Below are 24503 nucleotides of genomic sequence, written 5' to 3'. Positions count from 1 at the left end.
ATTTTACGAACCCTATCGAGGAGGCATCGAGCATGCAGCTTACTAAAATATCACAGAATACCGCCATTCTATTGGAGCATGCCAGAAAATCGGGGCTGACTTCTTCCGATCTGCTGGAGGCTGTGCGCTCAGGAGACGCAGAGAGATTCCAGATCGCCAATAACGGTCATTTTCACTATGAGGAATTATTCTCTTACGCAAAAGAGCATGGGGAAGATTTGGAGAAAGCCGTTAGCGAGGGGTACCAAATTACGTTTAATACCCGGAACGGGTTGAAGATCTGGCTGGAGGAAGCCTTCCGCATCAGCTCGGAATCCGATTTCAGCGTGGGCGAGGGCATCATTGAAGGATTGAAGCTCCAGAAGGAGCAGTTGGCTCGCTTGAAGGAAGCGCTGGCTGTCAACTGGACCCTGCAGGAAGAGCCGGCGTCAGACGGCGTTCAGGTCAGATTGACCGTCAGAGGATTGCAATAAAATAAGATAGCCACCGTACTTGATCAACATAATAGTACGGTGGCTTTTTTATTAGGCATGATCCGCTCATTCATCAGAGTGAATTTACATCCGGCTCGGAGTAGGCAAACCCAGCACCTCCAGCGCTTCGCCAAGGGTGTTCTTGAATAAGGAAGTGAGCCATACGCGAAATTGGAGCACTTCCTCCTTCGCCTTCAGAATCGGGCATGCCGAGTAAAAATTGTTGAACAGGGAGCACAGCTCATAGGTGAAGTTGCAGATGGCACTAGGAGATAGATCCCGTCCGGCGGCATATAAGGTATCATGCCAGGTGCTGATATGCCGCAGCAGCGCATGTTCCGCTTTTTCCATGGCAGGGAACCGGGCAGGCACAGACGGCGTAACCTCGGCTTCTTGAGCCTTATTAAGCACGCTGAGTGCACGCGCGTAGGAATAGAGCAAATACACCCCCGTATTCCCCGATATTTCAGTGGCCTGCTTCAGATCGAACACCACCTCGGTTTGCAGTGCAAAGCGAAGCAGGTAGTAACGGATGGAGGCGGTTGCGATCGCATGGCTGGACAAACCGTTTTTATCGGATCGGGTGTCCTCGATGACCTTGGCTACTTGATGAATAAGCTCGGTGATTTTGATTCCGATTCCCTGACGTCCGGACATCGCATAGGATGCCTTACCGTCGGAAGTATCGATGCCGAGATCCGCTGCAGCGGAAGGGCTTAACGAGACTACGCCGTAACTGACATGGCGCAGCTTCTCAGCCTCTTGTTGGAAGCCCAGGCCTTCCAAAGCCTGCTTCACCATCGCCTGCGGGTACTGCTGCCTGTAATCAATGACGTTGATGACCATGTCCGCTTTGCCGTAAGAACGCTCCTCGCCGTGCGAGCTCGTCGTCCAAACCTGGTCGGTGAATTTTTTATATACAAAATCATTGGAAAGCACGCCGTATTTCCACAAGTGGTAGGCGATGTCCTTGGCGGTGTAAGTCAGGATGCCATTGGAGCGCACCAGCACTTTATCGATGCTGTGGTCCGACTCCGCCTCGTCTCCGGCTTCGGTTCCTGATTGCTTGAGCACCCAGCAGCCTGCAAGTTTACCCTCGGTTTCCTGATGGAAAAGCGGGGTATTCTTCAACAGCTCGAACGCGGACGCCCAGAATCCCTCCCTAACAATGCTGCTCTCCCATACAAGCAGATCGTATTCAATGCCGAACTGCTTCATCTCCTCAAGATGCTCCTTAACGATTCGCTCGGCAACAAGCAGTCCAATCCAGGAAAGGTTCTGATTGCCCTCTTCCAGTGCATGCAGAACCTCGGTCCGATGCTGAACCAGCCCCGGCTCCCTTTCGTAGGCTTTATTGGTGCTTGAATACACGTCCCAGCAGTAATCGCCGAACCGGGCATGCTCCTTCGTCAGCGGCGTGTGGAGCAAGCCGACCACCGTATCCGCCAGCTGATTGCCCAGGTCGTCGATATAATTATGCACCTCGACCTCGTAACCCAGCTTCCTCATCAATCTCACGAGCGTATCTCCGATACAGGAATTTCGAAGATGCCCGATATGGGCGGACTTATTCGGGTTGATGGACGTGTGCTCAATGACGATCTTTTCGTTAGCTGCCGGGGGGAGTTCAAAATGGTGGCTCGCCCAATACTCCCAATCGATGCGCAGATTCATAAAGCCCGGAGCGACAATCTCAGTCGAGCGGACGAGCTGTTTGTAGGATGCGTCCTGCTCGAGCTCGGCTTGGATCAGCTCGGCGATTTGCAGGGGAGCCTTGCGGAGCACCTTCGCAAGCTGCATCGCAACGTTGGTTGCGTAATCCCCATGCTCCATGCTGGCAGGCTGCTCGATCCGGATCGGAGTGGACTCCGGCAGTTTGGTGCCGTAAGCTTCGCAGACCTGGTTCACGGCTTGTTGAAGGCTCGAAATAATCTTATGACTTAACACGGTAAATCCCCCTTTAAAAAATAAAACGACTCGGAAAACCAAAAAAGCCCTCATCTCCAAAAGAGACGAGGACTTGTGCTCGCGGTACCACTCTTGTTGTTAAACCCCGCAAGGGTCTAACCACCTTCATACGATAACGGCGTAAGCCGGGGCTCCCTACAGCATGTTGCTTCGGAAGGCCATCTCCTGGGTCCGCTTCACGGCCGACTTTGTACCGGTTTCCACCCTCCCGGCTCGCTTGGACTAAAGTCAGTGCAGTTACTCTCCCAATCAACGAAAATAATATTCTCAAGTTTTTTCATATTATAACCATTCTATTTAGAAAAGCAACCCCCCAATGGCTAAATCTTTTCTGCAAATACTCGCAGGCGCCGGTAATCCGCGTAGAAAGCATCCTCTTGCCATAGCGTCGATTGAGCAGCTAGGCTGATGCGAGCGATCGCTTCGTCCTTCGATTCAGCCGAGAATCCGGCAAAAAAGCAATCGCCAAAATGCAGCAGCCAATGCTTTATGCCGTCCTTGCCTTCGGATAATCGCGTGGGACGGTCGAAATGATGGGCGAGATGCACGCGGAACCCTTGGGCTTCAAGCAGGCTGGCATACTGCCCAAGACTAGGAAAATACCACGGATTCCGGGCGTCCGCATCGATTCGATAATGATCGGCGAACACGGTTTTCAAGGCTTGGTAGATGCCGTCAATATTCCCTTTGCCTCCGAACTCGGCAACGAATCGGCCGCCGGGCTTAAGGGCTCCATGTACGGAGCGTACCACGCCTTCAGCATCCCTCATCCAGTGCAAGGCCGCGTTTGAGAAGACGGCATCGTATGGCGTTTCGGTTTCGAAGTTCTCGCCATCCCCGGTCAGAAACGGAAGTCCAGGATATTTGCTTTTGGCCCGCTCAATCATCTCGCTGGAATAATCCATGCCGGTTACATGTGCGCCCGATTTGGATATTTCATGAGTCAAGTCGCCGGTTCCGCAGCCCAGATCGAGAATCCGTTCTCCGGGTTGAGGCGCCAGCAGCTCTGCAGCTCCTTTTCCATAAGCAGATACAAACGATAGCTGTCGATCGTAATCGTAAGGTTTCCATACTTGCTCTGACATAACAACACCCCTCCACGCATGATTTATCCTCATTGTGACATGATCGGCTTATAATTAGAAATATATAAATTCGATAACACTGATAGGTTTAACTAATAAGAGGAGGAGCAAAAAGCCGCTTTGTCAGCGGTTTTATGCAGAGGACTATTTAACGGCAACAAGAAGCGCGCCAACGGCAATGAGTGCAACGCCGGCTGCGTTAATCCAGGAGATCTTCTCACCCAGAAACACAAAGGCCAGGATCACGGCAATAACCACGCTCAATTTATCGATAGGGCCTACCTGCGATACTTTGCCGTATTTTAACGCCAGAAAATAAAACAGCCAGGACAACGCGCCCGCGATGCCGCTGAGCACAATAAAGCTGAGTGCCTTTTTCTGAACCAGAATTTCTCCGAGCTCCGAGAATTTCCCCTGAACCGCTACGACCCCCAGCAGAAACAGGGCCATAATGACGGAGCGAATGGCCGTTGCCGAATTGGCATCGATGTTCTGCAGGCCTATTTTTCCGAAAATGGCCACAAGTGCCGCCGTGACTGCCGACAGCAATGCGTATACAAGCCATAATGGCATGCGTACCTCTCCTTTTTGACAAGATAAAGTCTCTGATTAATGTACCGGATTCCTTTATAATAGTATAGAGCAATTTGAAGGATCTCATGAATGTTTAAAGGATTGAACGACTTGGAAAGGGCTGGATGAAAAATGACACATCATATCGCGGCTTATACGGAAGCTTACCATGATCAGCTGGTGGAATTATGGCTTCGTGCCGTATCCCAAACGCACGATTTTTTGACGGAGGAAGATATCCGGTTCTATTATGGCATGATGCAAAGCGGGGCACTGAGGTCCGTGGAGATCTGGATGTGCTTGAATACGGAACAGGAAGCGATTGGGTTTATCGGACTGGACGGCTCCAAAATCGAGATGCTGTTTGTGGATCCCCTGCACCACGGCCAAGGGGCGGGAACGAAATTGATCCGGCATGCCGAACGGCTGAAGGGGCCCGGACTTCAAGTGGATGTGAATGAACAGAACCCCAAGGCCCACGCTTTTTATAAAAAATACGGATTCGTGCAGATCGGCCGTTCGGAGCTCGACGGTTCCGGAAAGCCGTTTCCGCTTATTCATATGCAGCTGCGGTAATGTCATGGGTCGGCACAGCTGAGTCCACGATAATCGCGAGTATAGTATTTTCGAAACGCAGCCTATCTTTGGTGAAAGAACATCGATAGACAATATATTTTAACCTATCCAATGAAAAAGGGAGTGCAGCTAAACTGGAGGAGTCAATGAAGTTTTTTCCGAGCAACCTGTCGTTCCGCTATCCTTGGCGCTCCTACCAGAAGCGCGTGCTCCACGGGCTTGACCATCATCTGAAGAATCGCCAATTGCATCTGGTGGCGCCGCCCGGTTCGGGGAAGACCGTTCTTGGATTGGAGGTCATGCTTCGGATTAATCGGCCGACGATTATATTGGCTCCCACCATCACCATTAAACAGCAATGGGCAAGCCGTCTGGTGGAGCTGTTTCTTGACGAAGATGTCCAGCCGGAGTGGGTCTCGACCTCGCTCAAGCGACCGGCATTGGTAACGATTACGACCTACCAAGCCCTACACAGCCTGATTAGTGCAGCAGGGCAGCCGACTTCTGCGAAGAAGAAGGTCATCGCGGGGATGGTGCAAGCGGACCAAACCGGTGATGAGAATCAGGAGTTTTCGGATACGGGCATGGAAGACGCTGAGGCTGAACCGGCCGGGAGGGACGCTGACCGCGAGGACGATATCACGGATGGCACCGAGGCTCAAGAAGCTCTGGATCTGTTGAAGCAGCAGGGATATCATACGCTCATTTTTGACGAGGCGCATCATCTTCGAATGTCTTGGTGGCAAAGCGCCATGCAGCTGTGCGAGATGCTGGACGAGCCGACCAAGATTGCGCTTACGGCCACTCCGCCATACGATGTCAATCCGAGGGAATGGCAGCGGTATATCGAGCTTTGCGGCCCTATCGACGAGGAGATCAGCGTGCCCGAGCTGGTTCGCCATGGGGAGTTGTGTCCCCATCAGGATTATATCAGCCTGACAAGGCCAACTCATGAAGAGGCCGCTAAACTGCGGGAATTTCGAATGCAGGCACAACAGGTCAAAGACGAGTTGGTCCGAGATGATTTTTTGGCGGATTTGATCGTACATCACCCCTGGATAACACGGTCCGAGGCGTACATGGAGGACATTTTGTCCTCCCCGGGGTATTACTCCAGCATGGTGCTCTATCTGCGAGCGGCCAATCGGCCGATCTGGAAGGAGGCGGTGAAGCTGCTCGGCATGGAAGAGAAGGAAGCGCCCGACTTTACGGAGGAGTGGCTGGAGGAGCTCCTTGGCGGCATGCTGTATAAAGACGCCCGTATTGATCGCGGACTGCCGGAGTTAAAGGCGTTGCAGAAGAGGCTCAGCCGGTTAGGGATGATTGAACGGCGGAAGGTGTATATGAGATCGACGCCTGCGATTGATAAAATGCTGGTCCAGAGCGTCTCGAAATTGCACAGCATCGGCCGCATTCTTGAATTCGAGCGCTCCATGCTGGGGGAGAGCATGCGGATGGTGATCTTGACCGATTATATCCGCAAGGAGGACCTGCCGAAGGATGCGGACGACGAGAAGCCGCTGAATCGGCTCGGCGTTGTTCCGATTTTTGAGCTGATCCGAAGGCAGCTAGCGGAGAAAAGCGGCTCACGGGGCGATCGCGAGTTGCCCATCGGTATATTGACAGGCTCCTTTGTGGTGCTCCCGGTGACGGCTATGCCTTTGGCTAGGGCTTGCGCCGATCGACGGGGCCTCCGCTTGTCGGAACGTCACCTTGCCCATGACGGCCGTTATGTAACGATGGATGTTCGCGATGCAAATCGCTCGGCTATCGTGGCTATTATAACGGAGGTGTTTTCAGAGGGGGGCATTCAGGTGCTGATCGGTACGGCGGCTCTCCTGGGCGAGGGATGGGATGCTCCCGGGATCAATTCCTTGATCATGGCATCGTATGTAGGCTCGTTCATGCTGTCCAACCAGATGCGGGGACGGGCGATTCGAGCCCAACGCGGGAACCCGGATAAGACCGGAGCGATCTGGCATCTGGCATGCGTCGATACCGCCAAAATCGATGGGGGCGAGGATTTGAGCTCGCTTGCGCGCAGATTTCGATCTCTCGTCGGTCTATCGATCTCGCATCAAACCATAGAGTCGGGCATGGAGCGCATGGGACTTGATCTTCGGAAAAACCAAACCGCAGAAAGCATCAGCGCCTATAACCGCGACACATGGGAGCGGGCGAGGCAGCGGCATCTTTTGAAGGAGCGATGGAATTCGGCGATTGCCCTTCACAGCTCCATGACGGAGGAACTGACGGTGGATCGGGAGCGTATTCCTAAGCCTTTGATTTTCTCGCATACGGTAAAGGCCGTGCTTGCTTTTGCCGTTGGTTTGGGGCTGGGCGCCTTCATCGAGACCTTAACGTCGCCGGTTTTGCTTCAATCGGACGCGCCGGCTTGGTTCAGCCTGCTATTCTCGGTCGCCATTGCCTTGATCGTATCCAGTCCTTGGATATTTAAAGCCGTCAAAATGGTAATGCGTCATCAATCGCTGGAGCGGAGCATTCGAGAAGTGGCTCTGGTCGTGTATACGGCGCTATACGATATGGGGCTGGTCGAAACCGAGCCAAGCCTTCACCGGTTGAGGGCGGAGGAGGAAGGAGAAGCCGTCGTGTGTTGGCTAAAAGACGGAACCACCCAGGAGAAGACGCTTTTCCTGAATTCGCTGCAGCAGGTGCTGGACCCGATCGAGAACCCGCGTTATCTTTTGTACCGCGAATCGCGCGGCTGGTTTGCGACCAGACGGGATTACCATGCCGTACCGGAGGAAATCGGACGTCGAAAAGAGCATGCGGAACGCTTTGCCCGGCTGTGGCGCAAGCATATCGGTCCGGCCGAGCTGGTCTACACCCGTACGCCGGAAGGCAGAAAAATGCTCCTGACCGCGCGAACGCGGGCTTTGTCCTCCATGTTCGTGAAGAAATCGGAGCGGGTTAGTGCTTGGAGGTAGAGGATCCGGAGTGTTCGCGGAATGTGAGGGAGTCATGGGATGGGGTGTGATGCACCGTGCTGCGCTGCCTTAACGGACCCAGGGGCCGTTAATTGAGGGAAAAACCCTCATACAGGTATGGTAGCGGACCAGAAGTCCGTTATTTGTGAAAATGAGGGTAATTTGACTGTGAATTAGCTAAATAACGGCTGTGGTGTCCGCTAAATTATAAATCGGGCCGTTTTTGATGAAATAACGAACCTACGGTCCGCCAAAGTCGTGTTAGGGTGTACGTCGTATTGGAATCGGCCATGACGTTCATATGTAGAATAATGTCGATAGTGCATCAGAAGGGATACGGCCCTTCGGGCCGACTGCGAAGCAATCCTCCCGAAGCGTAGGCTTCGACGAACCCCTTCTAGGGGTTCTCATCCTCACGGGACATAAAAAAACACCGTCATGTGACGGTGTCTTCTTTTTACGTCCCAGAAGGGATTCGAACCCCTGACCGACGGCTTAGAAGGCCGTTGCTCTATCCAACTGAGCTACTGGGACATAGAAATTTTTCAAGCAAAAAATATATTATCACATGCACAGGAGAAATTCAATCATTATTTTATGACATAAAGTTTTTCGGATTTGCAAGATTATTCGAGTATCATATCGGGTTATATTGATAAAATATACGCACGAAAAACTGAGGATTGCCGTCTTTATGTTGCCAGGGGCATGATGCACGCAAGCTGTTACGCCCTTTTTTAAACTTGGCAGTACATATGCTATAATCAACGAATACGAAAAACAGGACCAGAAAGGAGGTGTCCTTATCAAGGACTCTTACTCCCAAGAACAAGAGGATAAGAACATCATCCTGTTTCCGAAGACGCTGGATTATTACCAGATTCAGCTTACGGTTATGCTCGAGAACGAACGCTACGGTGAAGCGATGGAAGTGCTGCGTTTTCTGCTGAAGTGCGGGGGACAGAACGAACGGCACTATGAAGAGTGGAACTCGCTCCTCGAATGGCTTGAAGCCGCATTTCCGGAACAGGCCATGCCCCGTTCGGTCGATTTCGATGCTGAGCCTGACGAGGATGATCCGGACGAGTCCGAGATGGCGAGGCAGATGGTCAGGGACAAGGTTGCCCAGGATGCCGGATACGCCGACAAGCTGCTGGCTTCGGTCATGACCGGGCCGCTGACGGAGCAGACCATTTTGGCGCTGGAACAGCTCGCTTATCTGGACCGTCCGGAGATCGACGCGATTCTGGTCGAATGGCTGCATGATACGCCGCTTCATCCCCTGCTGCAATTCCGGGTGCTGCAAACGCTCCGGAGAAGAGGGATGGAAGGGCACGTAAGCCTTCATCGCGGGCAGGAAGCCGTCGAGATCGAGATCGAAACGGTTCCCTTGGAGCCGGGAGGCTTCCCGGACGCGATTACGAGGATTTTGGAGCGCGTTGCGGATCAGACCGAGGTTCATGAGCCGACGCTGTTTTATTTTGCCCAGGAATTATGGTCCCAGTTCATCATGGCGATTTACGGCACGGAGGACTACCATTCCATGCTGGACGAAGAAGAAACCACGCTCGATATATGGGCCGCAGCGCTGCATGACATCGTGTCGGAGAGCCTGAAAGGTTTTCGCAATGAGGAGGAAATCCGCCCGCTTTACGGCATCACGGACACCATGCGGTTCCGCTATGAGGGAGCCTATCGATCTCTCAAGCAATTCGTCGCTGCAGGCGTGGAAGATTAGCCAGAGCTGGAAAACGTTTACGGTATCGCGGCATAAGGGTTCGCCCTTGAAAAAGGATTTAATGTTGTTTATACTATAGTGGTTATTCGGTACGTGATACATTATTGCGTCGACCACGTGAATTATTTTGGAGGGGAAAGCATAAATGAAAGCAACTTGGGAAAAAATAGAGAAGAACCTTGGCGTTCTTGACGTTGAGGTTGATGCGGAGCGCGTTGCATCCGCTCTCGACAAGGCTTTTAATAAAGTAGCTAAAAAAGCAAATGTACCTGGATTCCGTAAAGGTAAAGTGCCTCGGCCGATCTTTGAAGCGCGTTTTGGCGTAGAGAGCCTGTATCAGGATGCAATCGACATCCTTCTTCCGGAAGTATACAGCGAAGCTGTGGAACAAGCGGATATCTTCCCTGTGGATCGTCCGGAAGTGGACATCGAGCAGTTCGCTAAAGGCGAAACTTTCAAGTTCAAAGCTAGAGTAACCGTGAAGCCGGAAGTTAAGCTTGGCGAATACAAGGGCGTCGAAGTTGCTGCAGTAGCTGCAGAAGTTTCCGACGAGGAACTGAGCGAAGAGCTTGAGCGTCTGCAACAACGTCATGCTGAGCTTACCGTTATCGACGAAGGTGCTTCCCAGTCCGGTGATATCGTTGTAATCGACTTCGACGGTTCCGTCGACGGCGTTCCTTTCGAAGGTGGACAAGCTGAGCGTTATTCCCTTGAGCTTGGAAGCAACACGTTCATTCCAGGCTTTGAAGACCAAGTCATCGGTATGGCTACAGGAGACTTCAAAGACGTGGAAGTGACCTTCCCTGAAACTTACCATGCTGAAGAATTGGCTAACAAACAAGCCGTCTTCAAAGTGAAAGTGCACGAAATCAAACGCAAACAGCTTCCTGAGCTGGATGATGAATTCGCTAAAGACGTTAGTGAGTTCGATACGCTTGATGAGTACAAGGAAGATCTGAAGAAGCAATTGCTGACTCGCAAAGAGCAAGAAGCCCAAGGCGTTCGTGAGAACGAAGCCGTTGAAAAAGCAGCAGCAAACGCTGAAGTTGAAATTCCGGAAGCCATGATTCAATCCGAAGTTCAAAACATGATGCGCGATTTCGACAACCGTCTTCGCCAGCAAGGCATGAACCTGGAAATGTTCCTAAGCTTCTCCGGCCAAACCAATGCCGATCTGGAAGGCCAAATGAAGGACGATGCTGAAAAACGCGTTCGCAACAACCTCGTGCTGGAGCAAATCGCGAAGGAAGAGAAACTCGAAGTATCCGAAGAAGAAATCAACAAAGAGCTGGAAAACATGGCTGATACGTACAAGCGTTCCGCTGATGAAATCCGCAGCATCCTCGGTGCTAACGGTTCCCTCGACAGCCTTCGTGAAGAACTGCTTCTTCGCAAAACGATCGACTTCTTGCTGGAAAACAGCGTAGAAGGCGCTCCTGTTGAGAAAAAAGAAGCAACTGAAGAATAATAAATAGGCGGCTTCCGAAGCTGCCCTCACATTAGATAAGGCACGTACATTTCATGCGTGCCTTATTTTTAACTAAGAATAGCCAATTTACTACTAAATGTGACATGAATTGGTTATAAATTTCGACATACATAATGAGACAAGTTGGCAGGATATAATTCTTGGCAAGTTCATAGAATGTAAACAGGGTTAAAAAATGACATCGTGCTTTGAACATGTTAGAATAACTTTTGTAACGCTGTAGTATATTTTTCAAGGAAAAGAGGTTGGTCGCATGAGTCTTGTACCTATGGTTGTTGAACAAACCAGTCGAGGCGAAAGATCTTACGATATCTACTCAAGATTACTGAAGGATCGCATTATATTCCTCAGCAGTGCGATCGATGACGATGTTGCCAATCTTGTTATTGCCCAGCTTCTGTTTCTGGCTGCGGAAGATCCGGAAAAAGACATCTCTTTGTACATCAATTCCCCTGGCGGTTCGGTAACGGCCGGGATGGGTATATATGATACGATGCAGTTGATCAAGCCTGATGTATCCACGATTTGCGTCGGCATGGCCGCCAGCATGGGATCATTGTTGCTTACTGCAGGAGCGCCAGGCAAACGATATGCTCTCGAGAACAGTGAGGTGATGATTCATCAGCCGCTCGGAGGCATTCAAGGTCAGGCATCCGATATCCAAATCCATGCAGATTGGATCATCAAGACCAGACAAAAACTGAATCAAATCTATGTGGAGCGCACGGGTCAGCCCCTTGAAAAAATCGAACGCGATACAGACCGCGACTTTTTCATGAGCGCGGAGGAAGCGAAGGCGTACGGTATTATTGATGATGTTCTGTCTTCACCGACCAAATCTTAAGGGGTGGTAATAGCATGTTTAAATTTAACGATGACAAAGGGCAGCTGAAGTGCTCCTTCTGCGGCAAATCGCAGGAGCAGGTCCGCAAGCTGGTTGCGGGGCCCGGTGTTTATATATGTGACGAGTGCATCGACTTGTGTTCGGAGATCGTAGAGGAAGAGCTCGGACACGAGGAAGAAGTGGATCTGAAGGATATTCCGAAACCGCGTGAAATCCGCGATATCCTGGATCAATACGTAATCGGACAGGATCAAGCGAAGAAATCCCTTTCGGTTGCCGTTTACAATCACTACAAGCGCATCAACACCCAGAGCAAGATCGAGGACGTCGAATTGCAAAAGAGTAATATTTTGCTGCTCGGACCTACAGGTTCCGGTAAAACCTTGCTTGCGCAAACGATGGCCAAAATTTTGAACGTGCCGTTTGCTATTGCAGACGCAACCTCGCTGACCGAAGCCGGTTACGTGGGTGAGGATGTTGAGAACATTCTGCTGAAGCTGATTCAAGCTGCGGATTATGACGTGGAAAAAGCAGAACGCGGCATTATCTATATTGATGAGATCGACAAAGTGGCCCGCAAATCGGAGAATCCGTCCATTACGCGTGACGTCTCCGGTGAAGGGGTTCAGCAGGCTCTCCTGAAAATTCTGGAGGGAACCGTTGCTTCCGTGCCGCCGCAAGGTGGACGCAAGCATCCGCATCAGGAATTCATCCAGATCGATACAACGAACATCCTGTTCATTTGCGGCGGTGCGTTTGACGGTTTGGAGCAGTACATCAAACGCCGGATCGGCAAAAAGGTCATCGGCTTCAATGCATCCGGAGAAAGCCAAAAGGATCTTAAGCCAGGTGAATACCTGACGATGGTTCTGCCGGAGGATCTGTTGAAATTCGGATTGATTCCGGAATTCGTCGGCCGTCTGCCGGTCGTGTCCACGCTCGAGCCGCTCGATGAGGCGACATTGGTCCGTATTCTGTCCGAGCCTAAAAACGCGCTGACCAAACAGTACCAAAAGCTGCTTGAGTTTGATAACGTGAACCTCAAGTTTGAGCCGGGCGCACTTGAAGCGATTGCCCGCGAAGCCATTAAGCGCAATACGGGTGCACGCGGACTGCGTTCCATCATCGAAAGCATCATGCTTGACGTGATGTATGAGGTACCGTCCAGGGATGACATCAAGGATTGCGTCATTACGGAGCAGGTCGTTCGGGATAAAGTGATCCCTGAGCTTCAAACCAAAGCTAACGAAGACGACAAGAAACAAGAAGAAAGCGCCTAATGCGTTATAGCGTTTTAGACGTGGAATAAATCTACGCTGATTCTCCACTTCCAGTTATGCCCAAACGGGCTTTGCTGGAGTGGAGCTTTGGCGTTATATGGGAGAGATCGTACCATGTTTTTGAGACAAGACACACGGCCCGTCAAGGTGGGGAACCTTACCATTGGGGGAAAGAACGAAGTCATTATTCAAAGCATGTGCACCACCAAAACAGCAGACGTGGAGGCAACCGTTGCCGAGATACTGCGCCTGGAGGAAGCGGGATGCCAGATCGTCCGGGTAACGGTAAACAATGAGGAAGCAGCTGCTGCCATCAAAGAAATCAAGAAACGCATTCATATCCCGCTCGTGGCGGATATTCATTTTAACTATAAGCTCGCCCTGATGGCGATCGAGAACGGTATCGATAAAGTCCGGATCAATCCGGGGAACATCGGTAAGCGCGAAAAGGTCGAAGCCGTCGTGAAGGCATGCAAGGAGAAGGGGATTCCGATTCGGATCGGGGTGAATGCCGGTTCCCTGGAGAATCACCTTCTTGAAAAATACGGGTATCCGACACCGGAAGCCATGGTAGAGAGCGCCTTGTATCATATCGGCATCTTGGAAGAACTGGACTTCCACGATATCATCGTTTCGCTTAAAGCGTCTGATGTGCCGATGGCCATTGCGGCGTACACCAAGGCGGCGGAAGTGATTCCGTACCCGCTTCATCTGGGGATTACCGAAGCAGGCACCCTCTTCTCGGGTACCGTGAAGAGCGCGGCCGGTCTTGGGGCGCTGTTGTCCCTAGGCATCGGCAGCACGATGCGTATTTCCTTGAGCGCCGATCCGGTCGAAGAGATCAAGGTTGGCCGGGAGCTTCTAAAATCCTTCGGTCTGATCTCGGATGCGGCAACCTTGGTATCCTGCCCGACTTGCGGACGGCTGGATATCGATTTGTTCTCCATCGCCAATGAGGTGGAGGAGTACATCTCGAAGATTAAAGTGCCGATTAAGGTTTCCGTCTTGGGCTGCGCCGTGAACGGTCCCGGTGAGGCCAGAGAAGCCGACATCGGTATTGCCGGCGCTCGTGGGGAAGGTTTGCTCTTCCGTTACGGAGAGATGATCCGCAAAGTTCCGGAAGCCACCATGGTGGAAGAACTTAAGAAAGAAATCGATCATATCGTGAAGGTGTATGAGGAAACCGGCGAAATCCCGGGGCGCAAGCACAAATCCACGGTCTGAGCTTGATAACTAAGTTATTGTAACAACCACTTATATTGAAACGGCAGTCTCTGGCTAATTGAGACTGCCGTTTTGTTGTATTGTAAGGGGAGACAAGGTATATCTTATAATTTCTTTGAACGATCTGTATTGATGACAAACAGAACAAGTAGCCTGGCTCGTTTATTTCTGATGCACGGTAAGAATTGCAGGAGTCCGTCTCAGTGTGTATTACAGGAATTAAGCTCTTTATTGAGCCTTTTATTGAGCTTCTTTTTATGAAGTTCAGCTCTCCCCTCTCCCCACCCCCCACGATGAAGAAGGATGCCATGCGCCGCACCAGCAGAGCGGACGAATCGATTCCGGAGAAGCGAAGCGGTCGGCTAAAAGTTTTCCGCAGGAAAACTCGCATCGGAAGGATAAGCTGTTGCCGAGTTTTTACATTGGTTCTTCTTATTCATGAAATTCGGAAACAACAGCGATCGGAGGAACGATACGTACGCGGAGCGTCTCACCTAAGCGTCTCCATCCACTTTTTGATACTTTTACGGCTTCGTCAAAACAACCTGATTCAATCATCCCCTCTTTTACAATTTGTTCCGCCTCCTGCGTTTTACCATCCGAGGAATCGGCAATACTACCATGTATTAACGTTTGGATGAAGACATAATGGAGTACAGGAGGAATGACTTGTGAATTTAAGTATCGTGATTATGCTGGTGCAGCTGTTTTTTGCAGTCATCATCGGCATTTATTTTTGGAATTTATTGCGTGGACAGAAGACAAGCAAAACAGCGGTGGACCGGGAATCGCGCAAGGAGCTGGATAAACTCCGCAAACTCCGGTCGGTATCGTTAACGAAACCGCTCGCCGAGAAAACAAGGCCGCAAACTATGGATGACATTGTGGGGCAAAAGGACGGCTTGCGCGCCTTAAAAGCCGCGCTATGCAGCGCGAATCCTCAGCATGTCATCGTATACGGCCCTCCGGGGGTCGGTAAGACCGCTGCTGCCCGCGTGGTGATGGAGGAAGCCAAGAAGAACCCCCAATCACCGTTTAAATACGACGCGAAATTCACGGAGATCGACGCAACGACGGCCCGTTTCGATGAACGTGGAATTGCCGATCCGCTCATCGGTTCTGTTCATGATCCGATTTACCAAGGCGCCGGTGCCATGGGGGTGGCAGGCATCCCTCAGCCGAAGCCGGGCGCGGTGACCAAGGCCCATGGGGGAATCCTGTTTATTGACGAAATTGGGGAATTGCATCCCATCCAGATGAATAAGCTTTTAAAAGTGCTGGAGGACCGCAAGGTGCTGCTGGAAAGCGCATATTATAATTCAGAGGATGCCAATACGCCCGCTTATATTCACGATATTTTTCAAAATGGGCTTCCGGCGGACTTCCGCCTGGTTGGTGCTACGACACGTTCGCCGGAAGAGATTGCTCCTGCACTTCGCTCGCGCTGCATGGAGATTTTTTTCCGTCCGCTTCTGCCTGAAGAGATCGGCAAGATTGCGGAGGATGCCATTCAGAAGATTGGCCTGAATGCTCCGCCGGAAGCGGTAGAAGTCGTGAAGCAGTACTGCTCCAACGGCCGGGAAGCGGTCAATATGATTCAATTGGCGGCCGGTCTGGCATTGACCGAGAAGCGGGATGCCCTCCGCGCGGCGGATGTGGAATGGGTAGCCAGCAGCAGCCAGCTGCAGCCAAGGCCCGACCGGAAAATACCGGAGAAGCCGCAGATTGGGGTAGTTAACGGATTGGCCGTATATGGCCCGAATATGGGGGCTCTGCTAGAAATTGAAGTATCTGCGGTTCCTGTCGAGGAGGGCCGGGGTACCTACAATATCACCGGGGTAGTGGATGAAGAGGAATTTGGCGGAGGCTCGCGCAAGCTGCGCCGCAAGAGCATGGCCAAAGGCTCGATCGAGAATGTGCTGACCGTGCTGGGCTCGATGGGCTTTACGCCCAAAAACTATGACCTGCATATCAATTTTCCCGGAGGAACGCCGATCGACGGCCCTTCCGCCGGCATTGCGATGGCTACGGCCATCGTGTCGGCCATCAAAGGGGTTGAAGTCGATAACAAGGTAGCGATGACCGGCGAGATAAGCATCCATGGAAAAGTGAAGCCGATTGGCGGAGTCATTGCCAAGGTGGAGGCGGCATTCCAGGCAGGCGCGACCCGCGTGATCATCCCCAAGGACAATTGGCAGACCTTGTTCCAGGATTTGAGCGGGGGCTTGCGGGTGATTCCGGTAGAATCCGTGGATGAAGTTTTCGGTCATATCTTTGGCGGTTCGTTTGCTCCTGAGGTGATACAGCTTCCCGGAAACGAGGTATTTCCATCCTCTTCCGCTTCATTGCTGCAGGCCACGCCTCCGCGCAACGGAAAAATAACGGATGCCGGAGGATGTTAAGCCTCGTATAGTTGGTTTTTTATACGCAGATTTGATAAAATAGGAATAGTGTCAACATTGAGAGCCATTGGAGGTGCGAAAGCGATGGGACCAAGTAAATCCAAAGGTCGTCGTTTTCCTTTACTGCCTTTAAGAGGTCTTCTGGTTTATCCAAGCATGGTGCTTCACTTGGACGTAGGCCGGGAGAAATCGGTAAAGGCTTTAGAAAAGGCGATGGTTGAAGACAATTTGATTCTCCTATGTTCTCAATCGGAAGTGAACATTGAAGAACCGACGCAGGATGATATTTTTCGGATTGGCACAGTTGCGAATGTACGCCAGATGCTTAAGCTTCCAAACGGTACCATACGTGTGCTAGTGGAGGGTATGGAACGGGCGGAAGTTATTGAATATACGGATCAAGAGGAATACTACGAGGTCATCGCTCGGGAGCTTCCCGAAGAGGAGAACCATGATCCTGAAGTCTCCGCATTAATGCGAACCGTACTGTCTCAGTTTGAGAATTATATCAATCTGTCGAAGAAAGTGACGCCTGAGACACTGGCGGCCGTTTCCGATATCGATGAGCCAGGACGGCTGGCGGACGTCATTACGAGTCATTTGTCGCTGAAGATCAAGGATAAGCAAGAAATTCTCGAAACAATCGACGTTCGCAAACGGCTCGAGAAACTTCTAGATATACTGAATAACGAGCGCGAAGTGCTGGAGCTGGAGCGTAAGATCAACCAGCGGGTCAAGAAGCAAATGGAGAAGACCCAGAAGGAATACTATTTGCGCGAACAGATGAAGGCCATCCAGAAAGAGCTTGGCGACAAGGAAGGCCGTGCCGGGGAAGTAGAGGAACTCCGAAGCCAGCTTCAGGAGCTTGAACTGCCGGAACGCGTCCAGGAGAAGGTAGAGAAGGAAATCGACCGACTCGAGAAAATGCCGGCGAGCTCTGCGGAAGGCGGCGTTATCCGGAACTATGTGGATTGGCTGCTGGCGCTGCCGTGGACGAACAAAACCGAGGATGATCTGGACATCGTCAAAGCGGAGCAAGTGCTGGACGAGGATCATTACGGTCTCGAGAAGCCGAAAGAACGCGTGCTGGAATATTTGGCGGTCCAGAAGCTGGTGAAGAAGATGAAGGGGCCTATTTTGTGCCTGGTCGGCCCTCCGGGCGTCGGTAAAACATCGCTTGCCCGGTCCATCGCCCGATCCCTGGAGCGCAAGTTCGTTCGCGTCTCGTTAGGCGGGGTAAGGGACGAGGCGGAAATTCGCGGTCACCGGCGCACTTATGTCGGAGCTATGCCGGGACGGATCATTCAAGGCATGAAAACAGCGGGCTCGATGAATCCCGTGTTCCTGCTGGATGAAATCGACAAGATGGCATCCGATTTCCGCGGGGACCCGTCTTCCGCACTGCTTGAAGTGCTCGATCCAGAGCAGAACAATACGTTCAGCGATCATTTCGTGGAAATTCCTTTTGACCTGTCCAACGTTATGTTTGTCACGACGGCAAACGTGCTTCATAACATTCCAAGACCGCTCCTGGACCGGATGGAAGTGCTGAACATTCCGGGGTATACGGAGCTGGAGAAGCTCCAAATCGCCAACCGTTACTTGCTGCCCAAGCAGAAGAGCGAGCATGGGCTTGAGCCTGAGCAGCTGATTCTGGACGAGGAAGCGCTGATGAAGGTGATCCGGGAATATACCCGTGAATCCGGCGTGCGGAATCTAGAGCAGCAAGTGGCGGCGCTGTGCCGCAAAGCCGCCAAGCAGATCGTGACCCAGCAATCGGAATCCATCGAGATCAAGGCTGCTGATATCAAGGATTATCTCGGCATTCCGAAGTTTCGTTATGGCATGGCCGAGCTTGAAGATCAAGTGGGTACGGTCACGGGGCTCGCATGGACGGAAGTGGGCGGCGAAACGCTGACCATTGAGGTAACCGTGGTGCCTGGTACCGGCAAGCTGACGCTGACGGGCAAGCTTGGTGACGTGATGAAGGAATCGGCTCAAGCCGCCTTCAGTTTTACCCGCTCGAAAGCGGTAGAGCTGGGCATTGATCCGGATTTCCATGAGAAGCTTGATGTCCATATCCATATCCCGGAGGGAGCCATACCGAAGGATGGCCCTTCAGCCGGCATTACGATTGCGACGGCTCTTATCTCATCTTTAACCAAACGGCATGTAGCCCGTGACGTGGCCATGACGGGTGAAATTACACTTCGGGGACGCGTACTGCCGATTGGCGGCTTGAAAGAGAAGTCGCTGGCAGCCCACCGTGCCGGGTACAAAAAAATATTGCTCCCTAAGGATAACGAACGCGACCTGCGTGATATTCCTGACAGCGTAAAGAACGACGTGGAGTTCGTTCCGGTATCCCATATGGATCAGGTTCTGGAGCATGCGCTCGTTGAACAAGCGGGAGTGCACTAGAGAGGAAAGTCTACATTATGAAAGTTACGAAAGCCGAGTTTGTCATCAGCGCTGTCGTACCTGCCCAATATCCTGAAGACGCCTTGCCGGAGATTGCTCTGGCAGGGCGTTCCAATGTGGGCAAGTCATCGCTGATTAACCGTATGATATCCCGTAAGAACCTGGCTCGTACAAGCGCCACGCCGGGGAAGACACAGCAGCTCAACTATTATCGGGTGAACGACGACCTGTATCTGGTCGATTTTCCCGGCTATGGTTATGCGAAGGTATCCAAGACCCAGCGTGCGGCATTTGGCGAAATGATTGAAAGATATTTGCTCAGCCGGGAAGAACTGAAGCTTGTATTATTGATTGTGGACATGCGTCACCCGCCTTCAAAAGACGATATCAGCATGTATGAATGGTTGCAGCATTACAACCGGCCGGTGTGCGTAGTCGCGACCAAGGCGGATAAAATTCCGAAAACGCGCCGCCAGAAGCATGTGAAGATCGTGAAGGAAACGCTCGGTTTCAAGCCCTATCATTCCTTTGTCATGTTTTCATCCGAGCTGGGTTTGGGTAAAGATGAGTTATGGGCCATTATGGAGTCCCATATGGGAACGAAGAATCATGAGGAAGAGCCGCACCCGGATTCGGAGAATGACAGCAACGAGCATGTCTGATCCGGATGGGTTTGTGATGTTTTTTCAAGGGTGCTATAGGGAATCGGTGCATTCTTTACAGGAAAGTGAGCATCTTGCGGGAAATATCACTCTGATTCCGGCTAATTCCGTTTTTTTATGAAATATGATGGATATTCTCATTCGAACGGCAGGAAAGACCGCTTGGATCTGCTGTATAATGGTAGTAAGTTAAAAGAATTGAGGGAGATTTTTATGGCTCAGCGGTTAGCCACAGAATATGTTAATGCCACAATGCAAATGACGGATATTCAAATGGATCAATTTCTGCAATATACCCAAGCTTTCCGGGTCACTAACCGGGTAAAAGTCATGGATAGCGGAGAGCAGGAGTTCGTGCTCGAAGATGAAAGCGGGGAAGAAGTTCATTTGCCCTTTGAACGCAAGAATGGCTTGTACGTCTGTGAGCTGTCATGCCGATTGGTTACTCCCCATCTGACGAATGCCGTACGCAAACTGTTTGCGGCTTTTAAGGGATCAGGTAAAGTGAATCGGATTTATCGCGGCTTTACGATGAGCTACGACTACCATGCGGGAACGGTGCATCGAATTACGCAAGTCGCCGGGAACGACAGCATTGTCATTTATGAGTACAAGAATACGGCAGGCGAGCTGCAGCGTCTCTTTAACAGCAATGAAGCAGAGAAAGAGATCGAATCCATTCAGCATCATATCAACGTGCTTCTGGACCAGCGGATTGCAGCAGGGAATGATAAACTGATTACGAAGACGATAGACGAAAGGCTGCGACGGTTTAATCAGCGCCTGTTCGTGCTTGAAGCTTAGGGAGGGCTGCCCCGCAAGGGGCGCTTTTTTTATGTGTATTTATCGTTAAAAATTCGGTTTCATGCATGTTTATGTAACATAGAGCGGGTGATATTTATTTCGTGGGCCGGAGACACCATGTGGTTCAAATGCACATATATTGAGCTGTAAAATATTTATGGGTTATTTTCGAAAAAGGTGTTGCATTTAAGCGTCATAGATGTTATTTTTAATCTCGTTGAAAAGAAAATAGGAACCAGGATTCACTCAGGACATGTAATGTTGCGAGAGATTATTCCCTCGGGAAGTGAATGACGTAGGTCCTAGCGGATGAAATTTTCAAACATTTTATTCCTAGGAAGGGGGAAACCGGAAGATGGAATACTCAACTTTCGGAAGACACGTTGCTGTTGATACTTGGGGAGTCGATTTTGAACTACTGAACAGTGCAGAATTTTTACAAGCTCAGATGGTGGAAGCCGCTGAAGCATGTGGAGCAACGGTATTGTCCGTCCAATCCAAGCAGTTTGAACCACAAGGTGCGACTGTGCTGGTGTTGCTGTCGGAAAGCCATCTCTCGATTCACACATACCCTGAGAGAGGTTTTGCTGCGATTGACTGTTATACCTGCGGGGAGACAGTAGATCCGCAGTTGGCTATTGACTATCTGGTATCCGCTTTGAAACCTGAAAAATGCTATGCTAAGAAACTCGTGCGCGGACTCGGCGAAATGACCGTGGAAACGCCTGAGATGAAACAGGCTGAGCTCGTTTAATCCAGCCCTTAAAAAAAACGCGTATTCTGATAACCATGGATATTTCCATGGTTATTTATTTTGTGAAGACGGGAAAGTTTCATGAAGATTCCATGCCGTCGTTCTCTGAAATGAGATTTCGTAGAAAATAATACGTATATCTAGGGTGTTCTATATCCACAATAGTAAGGTGCGATCTAGAGGAAGGATTGTTCAAGAATGGCATGAAGAAGTATGGGGATTTCATAAACATTTCATAAAATAGACAAGGCTGCCCAGCATACTGTGATATAATGAACAGGGTCAAGGCAGTCCGTTGTGAACGGCAAAACTACTCGGAGAAATAGGCAGGTGAACATGCAATGCACATCGTCGTTGTTGGGTTGAACTATCGCACGGCGCCCGTGGAAGTCAGAGAACGCTTTACATTCTCGGAAGAAGACATGCCTAAGGCGTTAGAGCAGCTTAATTCGACCAAGAGCGTATTGGAGGGCGTCATTGTCGCTACCTGCAACCGTACTGAGATTTATGTTGTGGTAGACCGCCTTCATATGTGCGGCTACTTTATCCGCAGTTTTATGGAACAGTGGTTCGGCATTAATCGTGAAGAATTTACGCAGCACCTCTATATATATGAAGACGAACAAGCCATTTCCCATCTGTTTAAGGTTACCTGCGGTTTGGATTCCATGGTCATTGGAGAGACGCAGATCCTGGGACAGGTGCGCAATGCTTTTTTGACGTCGCAGAAGCATGATGCCACCGGAACTTGGTTCAACATGTTATTCAAGCAGGCCGTTACGCTCGGCAAGCGGGCGCATTCGGAAACTTCGATCGGAGAGAGCGCGGTTTCGGTCAGCTATGCTGCGGTGGAACTGGGTAAACGGATTTTTGGCGCATTTAACGATAAAAAAGTGATGATACTCGGTGCAGGCAAGATGAGCGAGCTTACCGTGAAGCATCTTTATGCCAACGGCGCGGCCGAAGTGATCGTGGCCAACCGCACGCTTGGCCGTGCCGAGGAACTGGCTCGCAAGTTCAAAGGAACGCCGTGCACCATCGCCGAAGCTAAGAATTTGTTGAATGAAGTCGACATTGTGATTAGCTCCACAGGCTCGAATGAATATGTTCTGAATGCGGAGCGGGTTAAAGAGAGCATGAAGAAACGCCAGTCCCGCCCGTTGTTCATGATTGATATCGCGGTTCCGCGGGACATCGATCCGGCAGTCGGGGAGCTCTCCAACGTATTCCTGTACGATATCGATGATCTGGAAGGCATTGTGGAAACCAATCTGGAAATGCGCCGGGTGGAAGCAGCGAAGATCGAAGTGATGATTCAAGAGGAGATGGATGCATTCCACACATGGCTGAAGACGCTCGGTGTCAGACCGGCGATTCGGGCCTTGCAGGAGAAATCGAACGCCATTCATGAAGAAACGATGGAAAGCTTGTTCAACAAGCTGCCGGAGCTGGACGAACGCCAACGGAAAGTCATCCGTCGTTTGACCAAAAGCATCGTCAACCAGATGATGCACGATCCGATCAACCGGATCAAGGAGATGACGGGCGGCAAGCAGGGCGGCGAGGCATTGGATTATTTTTCACAAATCTTTGCGCTGGAAAGCTTGATCCATGAGAATGAGCAGGAAGCCCGCGGCCGCAACAAGAAAGCAACTGCACCCGTTAAAGCTGAACGGACGAAGAATGCTGTAGATCAGCAGGCAGAAGAGAAGCCGCTTAAGGTGTCTCTGGCCCCAGCCACCCTTTGAGGAGGGTGAGTATAACCCATGCTGTTAAACATAATTTATATCACCGGCATTTGTATCTATGCCCTGAGCCTTCTGTTTTATATCTCGGATTGCATTTCACGCAATTCGGTGGCGAAGCGGATAGGCACAGGGCTTCTTGTCATTACCGCGCTGCTGCAATTCGCGGGCATCGGCATCAGGGCCATGGAGGGCGGACATTTCCACTTCCCGGTATTTACGCTGTTTGATTTCCTGTTCCTGCTGGCCTTCTGCATTTCGATCACTTCGATTGCCCTGGCGTATATGAAACGCTCGGAATTTGCCGTCCTGCTCATCAACCTCGTCGGTTTTTGCGTGATGCTGGTCAATCGTTTGTGGTTCACGGCAGGAGATAATGCATTGTACAGCTGGGAGACGGAACACCGTCTCTTGCTGATTCATATTGCCCTGGCGAGCATCAGCTTCGCCGCTTTGACCGTCGGGGCCGTGTTTGCGGCGATCTACATGTTTCTCCATCGGAAGCTGAAGCACAAGCAGTGGAATGATACGGTCCGCAGGCTGCCGAGTCTGGAGAAGCTGGATGTGTATTCTTATAAAGCGCTGATGGCCGGTACGATTATTCTGGTCATGTCGCTTGTCTTGGCCGTAATGTCAGTGGCCATGGCCGGGCGGTGGACCCTGTTTTTGGATATCAAAGTATTGTCTACGCTGACGGCGCTAGCGATGTATATGGTGTATTTCATCAAACGCCGACTGTGGAGAAGGTCCGGCAGGGAGGCCGCCATATGGGCTTTAATCGGGTATGGATTCATTATATTGAACTTTTTTCTGAATACGTGGTCCGCTTTCCACAGTTGGTCAGGAGTGTGACGGCTGATGACGCATGACCATTATGTGCCCGTCCTGCTGAATTGCAGGGGACGTTTATGCTTGATCGTCGGCGGAGGCAAGGTGGCGGAACGCAAAGCGCTCACCCTGCTGAACGCCGGGGCAAGCGTACATATTGTAAGTCCTGTACTAAGAAGCGAGACGCTCCGGCATTTGGCGGGAGAGAAGGCCCTTCAATGGACGGAACGGAAGTACCGGCCAGACGATCCGGCAGGCGCGTTTATGGTCCATGCGGCAACGGATGACGCCAAGCTGAACCTGAAGATAGCCGAGGACGCCGATCGCCTTGGCGTGCTGGTTAACGTAGCCAGCGATGGCGATGCCGGTACGTTTATCAATCCGACGGTGCTGCGGCGGGGAAGGCTTATGCTGGCCGTGTCCACGTCGGGAGCAGGGCCGATGGCCGCACGCGATATACGCGATGAGCTCGAAGAACGGTTCGGACCGGAGTATGAGGATTATCTGGATTTTTTATATAGCATGCGTTCGATGATCAAGGATGAGGTGAAATCCGCCGACGCGCGCAGGCGGCTGTTGCAAAAGGCATACCGCATGGACATGCTCGGGGAGATTCGCCGCGGAGGTTATGTGCCGTGGAGTCCGGACGAAATCAAGCAGTGGATTGAGAAGAATCAGGAGGAATGAAG

General features: G+C 51.2%; 19 protein-coding genes, 1 tRNA gene and 1 other annotated feature. Of the genes, 16 read left to right on the top strand and 4 right to left on the bottom strand.

The genetic code is table 11. The features are described from left to right. Positions 1 to 32 precede the first annotated feature (32 nt). Positions 33 to 473, top strand: coding sequence for a hypothetical protein (locus tag RB297_RS12620; RefSeq protein WP_096775385.1), 441 nt, complete (start codon positions 33 to 35; stop codon positions 471 to 473). Positions 474 to 557: 84 nt separating this feature from the next. Here RB297_RS12620 and RB297_RS12615 read toward each other — a convergent pair whose 3' ends face one another. The 3 genes from RB297_RS12615 to RB297_RS12605 form a co-directional block, all read right to left on the bottom strand. Next, complete coding sequence (locus RB297_RS12615) at positions 558 to 2420, bottom strand: arginine--tRNA ligase (RefSeq protein ID WP_375120616.1); 1863 nt, start codon at positions 2418 to 2420, stop codon at positions 558 to 560. A gap of 58 nt (positions 2421 to 2478) precedes the next feature. Next, positions 2479 to 2703: a binding site (T-box leader), on the bottom strand. Between the two features lie 58 nt (positions 2704 to 2761). Beyond that, complete coding sequence (locus RB297_RS12610; RefSeq protein ID WP_375120615.1) at positions 2762 to 3526, bottom strand: class I SAM-dependent methyltransferase; 765 nt, start codon at positions 3524 to 3526, stop codon at positions 2762 to 2764. 144 nt (positions 3527 to 3670) lie between these two features. After that, positions 3671 to 4099, bottom strand: a complete 429-nt coding sequence (locus RB297_RS12605) for an EamA family transporter (RefSeq protein ID WP_015733993.1) — start codon at positions 4097 to 4099, stop codon at positions 3671 to 3673. 132 nt (positions 4100 to 4231) lie between these two features. Here RB297_RS12605 and RB297_RS12600 point away from each other — a divergent pair, with 132 nt between their 5' ends. Both RB297_RS12600 and RB297_RS12595 read left to right on the top strand, forming a co-directional pair. Next, on the top strand, positions 4232 to 4675 hold the full coding sequence (locus RB297_RS12600; protein WP_375120614.1) for a GNAT family N-acetyltransferase: 444 nt from the start codon (positions 4232 to 4234) through the stop codon (positions 4673 to 4675). Between the two features lie 146 nt (positions 4676 to 4821). Continuing rightward, positions 4822 to 7623 (top strand): DEAD/DEAH box helicase family protein, encoded by a 2802-nt coding sequence (locus RB297_RS12595; protein ID WP_375120613.1) that lies wholly within the window; start codon positions 4822 to 4824, stop codon positions 7621 to 7623. A gap of 460 nt (positions 7624 to 8083) precedes the next feature. On the opposite strand, the gene RB297_RS12590 is transcribed toward RB297_RS12595, so the two are convergent. Next, positions 8084 to 8157, bottom strand: a tRNA-Arg gene (locus RB297_RS12590). 361 nt (positions 8158 to 8518) lie between these two features. Between RB297_RS12590 and RB297_RS12585 the strand changes: the two genes are divergently transcribed. The 13 genes from RB297_RS12585 to RB297_RS12525 all read left to right on the top strand — a co-directional run bounded on the left by RB297_RS12585 (position 8519) and on the right by RB297_RS12525 (position 24501). Beyond that, positions 8519 to 9361, top strand: coding sequence for a hypothetical protein (locus RB297_RS12585; RefSeq protein WP_375120612.1), 843 nt, complete (start codon positions 8519 to 8521; stop codon positions 9359 to 9361). 145 nt (positions 9362 to 9506) lie between these two features. Next, positions 9507 to 10829, top strand: coding sequence for a trigger factor (gene tig / locus RB297_RS12580; RefSeq protein ID WP_096775390.1), 1323 nt, complete (start codon positions 9507 to 9509; stop codon positions 10827 to 10829). A gap of 274 nt (positions 10830 to 11103) precedes the next feature. Further along, positions 11104 to 11694 carry an ATP-dependent Clp endopeptidase proteolytic subunit ClpP gene (clpP, locus tag RB297_RS12575; protein WP_009590407.1) on the top strand — a complete coding sequence of 197 codons (591 nt, stop codon included), beginning with the start codon at positions 11104 to 11106 and terminating at the stop codon, positions 11692 to 11694. A 14-nt stretch (positions 11695 to 11708) separates the two neighbouring features. Continuing rightward, entirely contained in the window at positions 11709 to 12974 is a 1266-nt protein-coding gene (gene clpX, locus RB297_RS12570; RefSeq protein WP_009590414.1) for an ATP-dependent protease ATP-binding subunit ClpX, read from the top strand. A gap of 114 nt (positions 12975 to 13088) precedes the next feature. Further along, the gene (gene ispG / locus RB297_RS12565) at positions 13089 to 14198 is read left to right on the top strand and encodes a flavodoxin-dependent (E)-4-hydroxy-3-methylbut-2-enyl-diphosphate synthase (RefSeq protein WP_009590416.1); all 1110 of its coding nucleotides are present in this window, start codon (positions 13089 to 13091) and stop codon (positions 14196 to 14198) included. Between the two features lie 692 nt (positions 14199 to 14890). Further along, the gene (lonB, locus tag RB297_RS12560) at positions 14891 to 16600 is read left to right on the top strand and encodes an ATP-dependent protease LonB (protein ID WP_375120912.1); all 1710 of its coding nucleotides are present in this window, start codon (positions 14891 to 14893) and stop codon (positions 16598 to 16600) included. Between the two features lie 84 nt (positions 16601 to 16684). Beyond that, the gene (lon, locus tag RB297_RS12555) at positions 16685 to 19021 is read left to right on the top strand and encodes an endopeptidase La (protein ID WP_090910454.1); all 2337 of its coding nucleotides are present in this window, start codon (positions 16685 to 16687) and stop codon (positions 19019 to 19021) included. Between the two features lie 17 nt (positions 19022 to 19038). Beyond that, entirely contained in the window at positions 19039 to 19683 is a 645-nt protein-coding gene (gene yihA / locus RB297_RS12550; protein WP_375120611.1) for a ribosome biogenesis GTP-binding protein YihA/YsxC, read from the top strand. Between the two features lie 213 nt (positions 19684 to 19896). Further along, positions 19897 to 20487: a hypothetical protein gene (locus RB297_RS12545; RefSeq protein ID WP_015734002.1), complete on the top strand. Its 591-nt coding sequence runs from the start codon at positions 19897 to 19899 to the stop codon at positions 20485 to 20487. A 355-nt stretch (positions 20488 to 20842) separates the two neighbouring features. Beyond that, positions 20843 to 21241: an adenosylmethionine decarboxylase gene (gene speD, locus RB297_RS12540; RefSeq protein ID WP_006208786.1), complete on the top strand. Its 399-nt coding sequence runs from the start codon at positions 20843 to 20845 to the stop codon at positions 21239 to 21241. Positions 21242 to 21582: 341 nt separating this feature from the next. Further along, on the top strand, positions 21583 to 22989 hold the full coding sequence (gene hemA / locus RB297_RS12535) for a glutamyl-tRNA reductase (protein ID WP_009594030.1): 1407 nt from the start codon (positions 21583 to 21585) through the stop codon (positions 22987 to 22989). Positions 22990 to 23007: 18 nt separating this feature from the next. Then, a complete protein-coding gene (gene ccsA, locus RB297_RS12530; RefSeq protein ID WP_009594011.1) occupies positions 23008 to 23838 on the top strand; it encodes a cytochrome c biogenesis protein CcsA in 831 nt (276 codons plus the stop codon). Positions 23839 to 23844: 6 nt separating this feature from the next. Beyond that, positions 23845 to 24501, top strand: a complete 657-nt coding sequence (locus RB297_RS12525; RefSeq protein WP_096775395.1) for a precorrin-2 dehydrogenase/sirohydrochlorin ferrochelatase family protein — start codon at positions 23845 to 23847, stop codon at positions 24499 to 24501. Positions 24502 to 24503 lie beyond the last annotated feature (2 nt).

The sequence above is a fragment of the Paenibacillus sp. CR_12 genome (genome assembly GCF_041953985.1).
GTDB lineage: Bacteria > Bacillota > Bacilli > Paenibacillales > Paenibacillaceae > Paenibacillus_AQ > Paenibacillus_AQ lautus_A.
The sequence above is the reverse complement of the archived record's forward strand: the minus strand, read 5'-3'. Positions and strand labels throughout refer to the sequence as shown.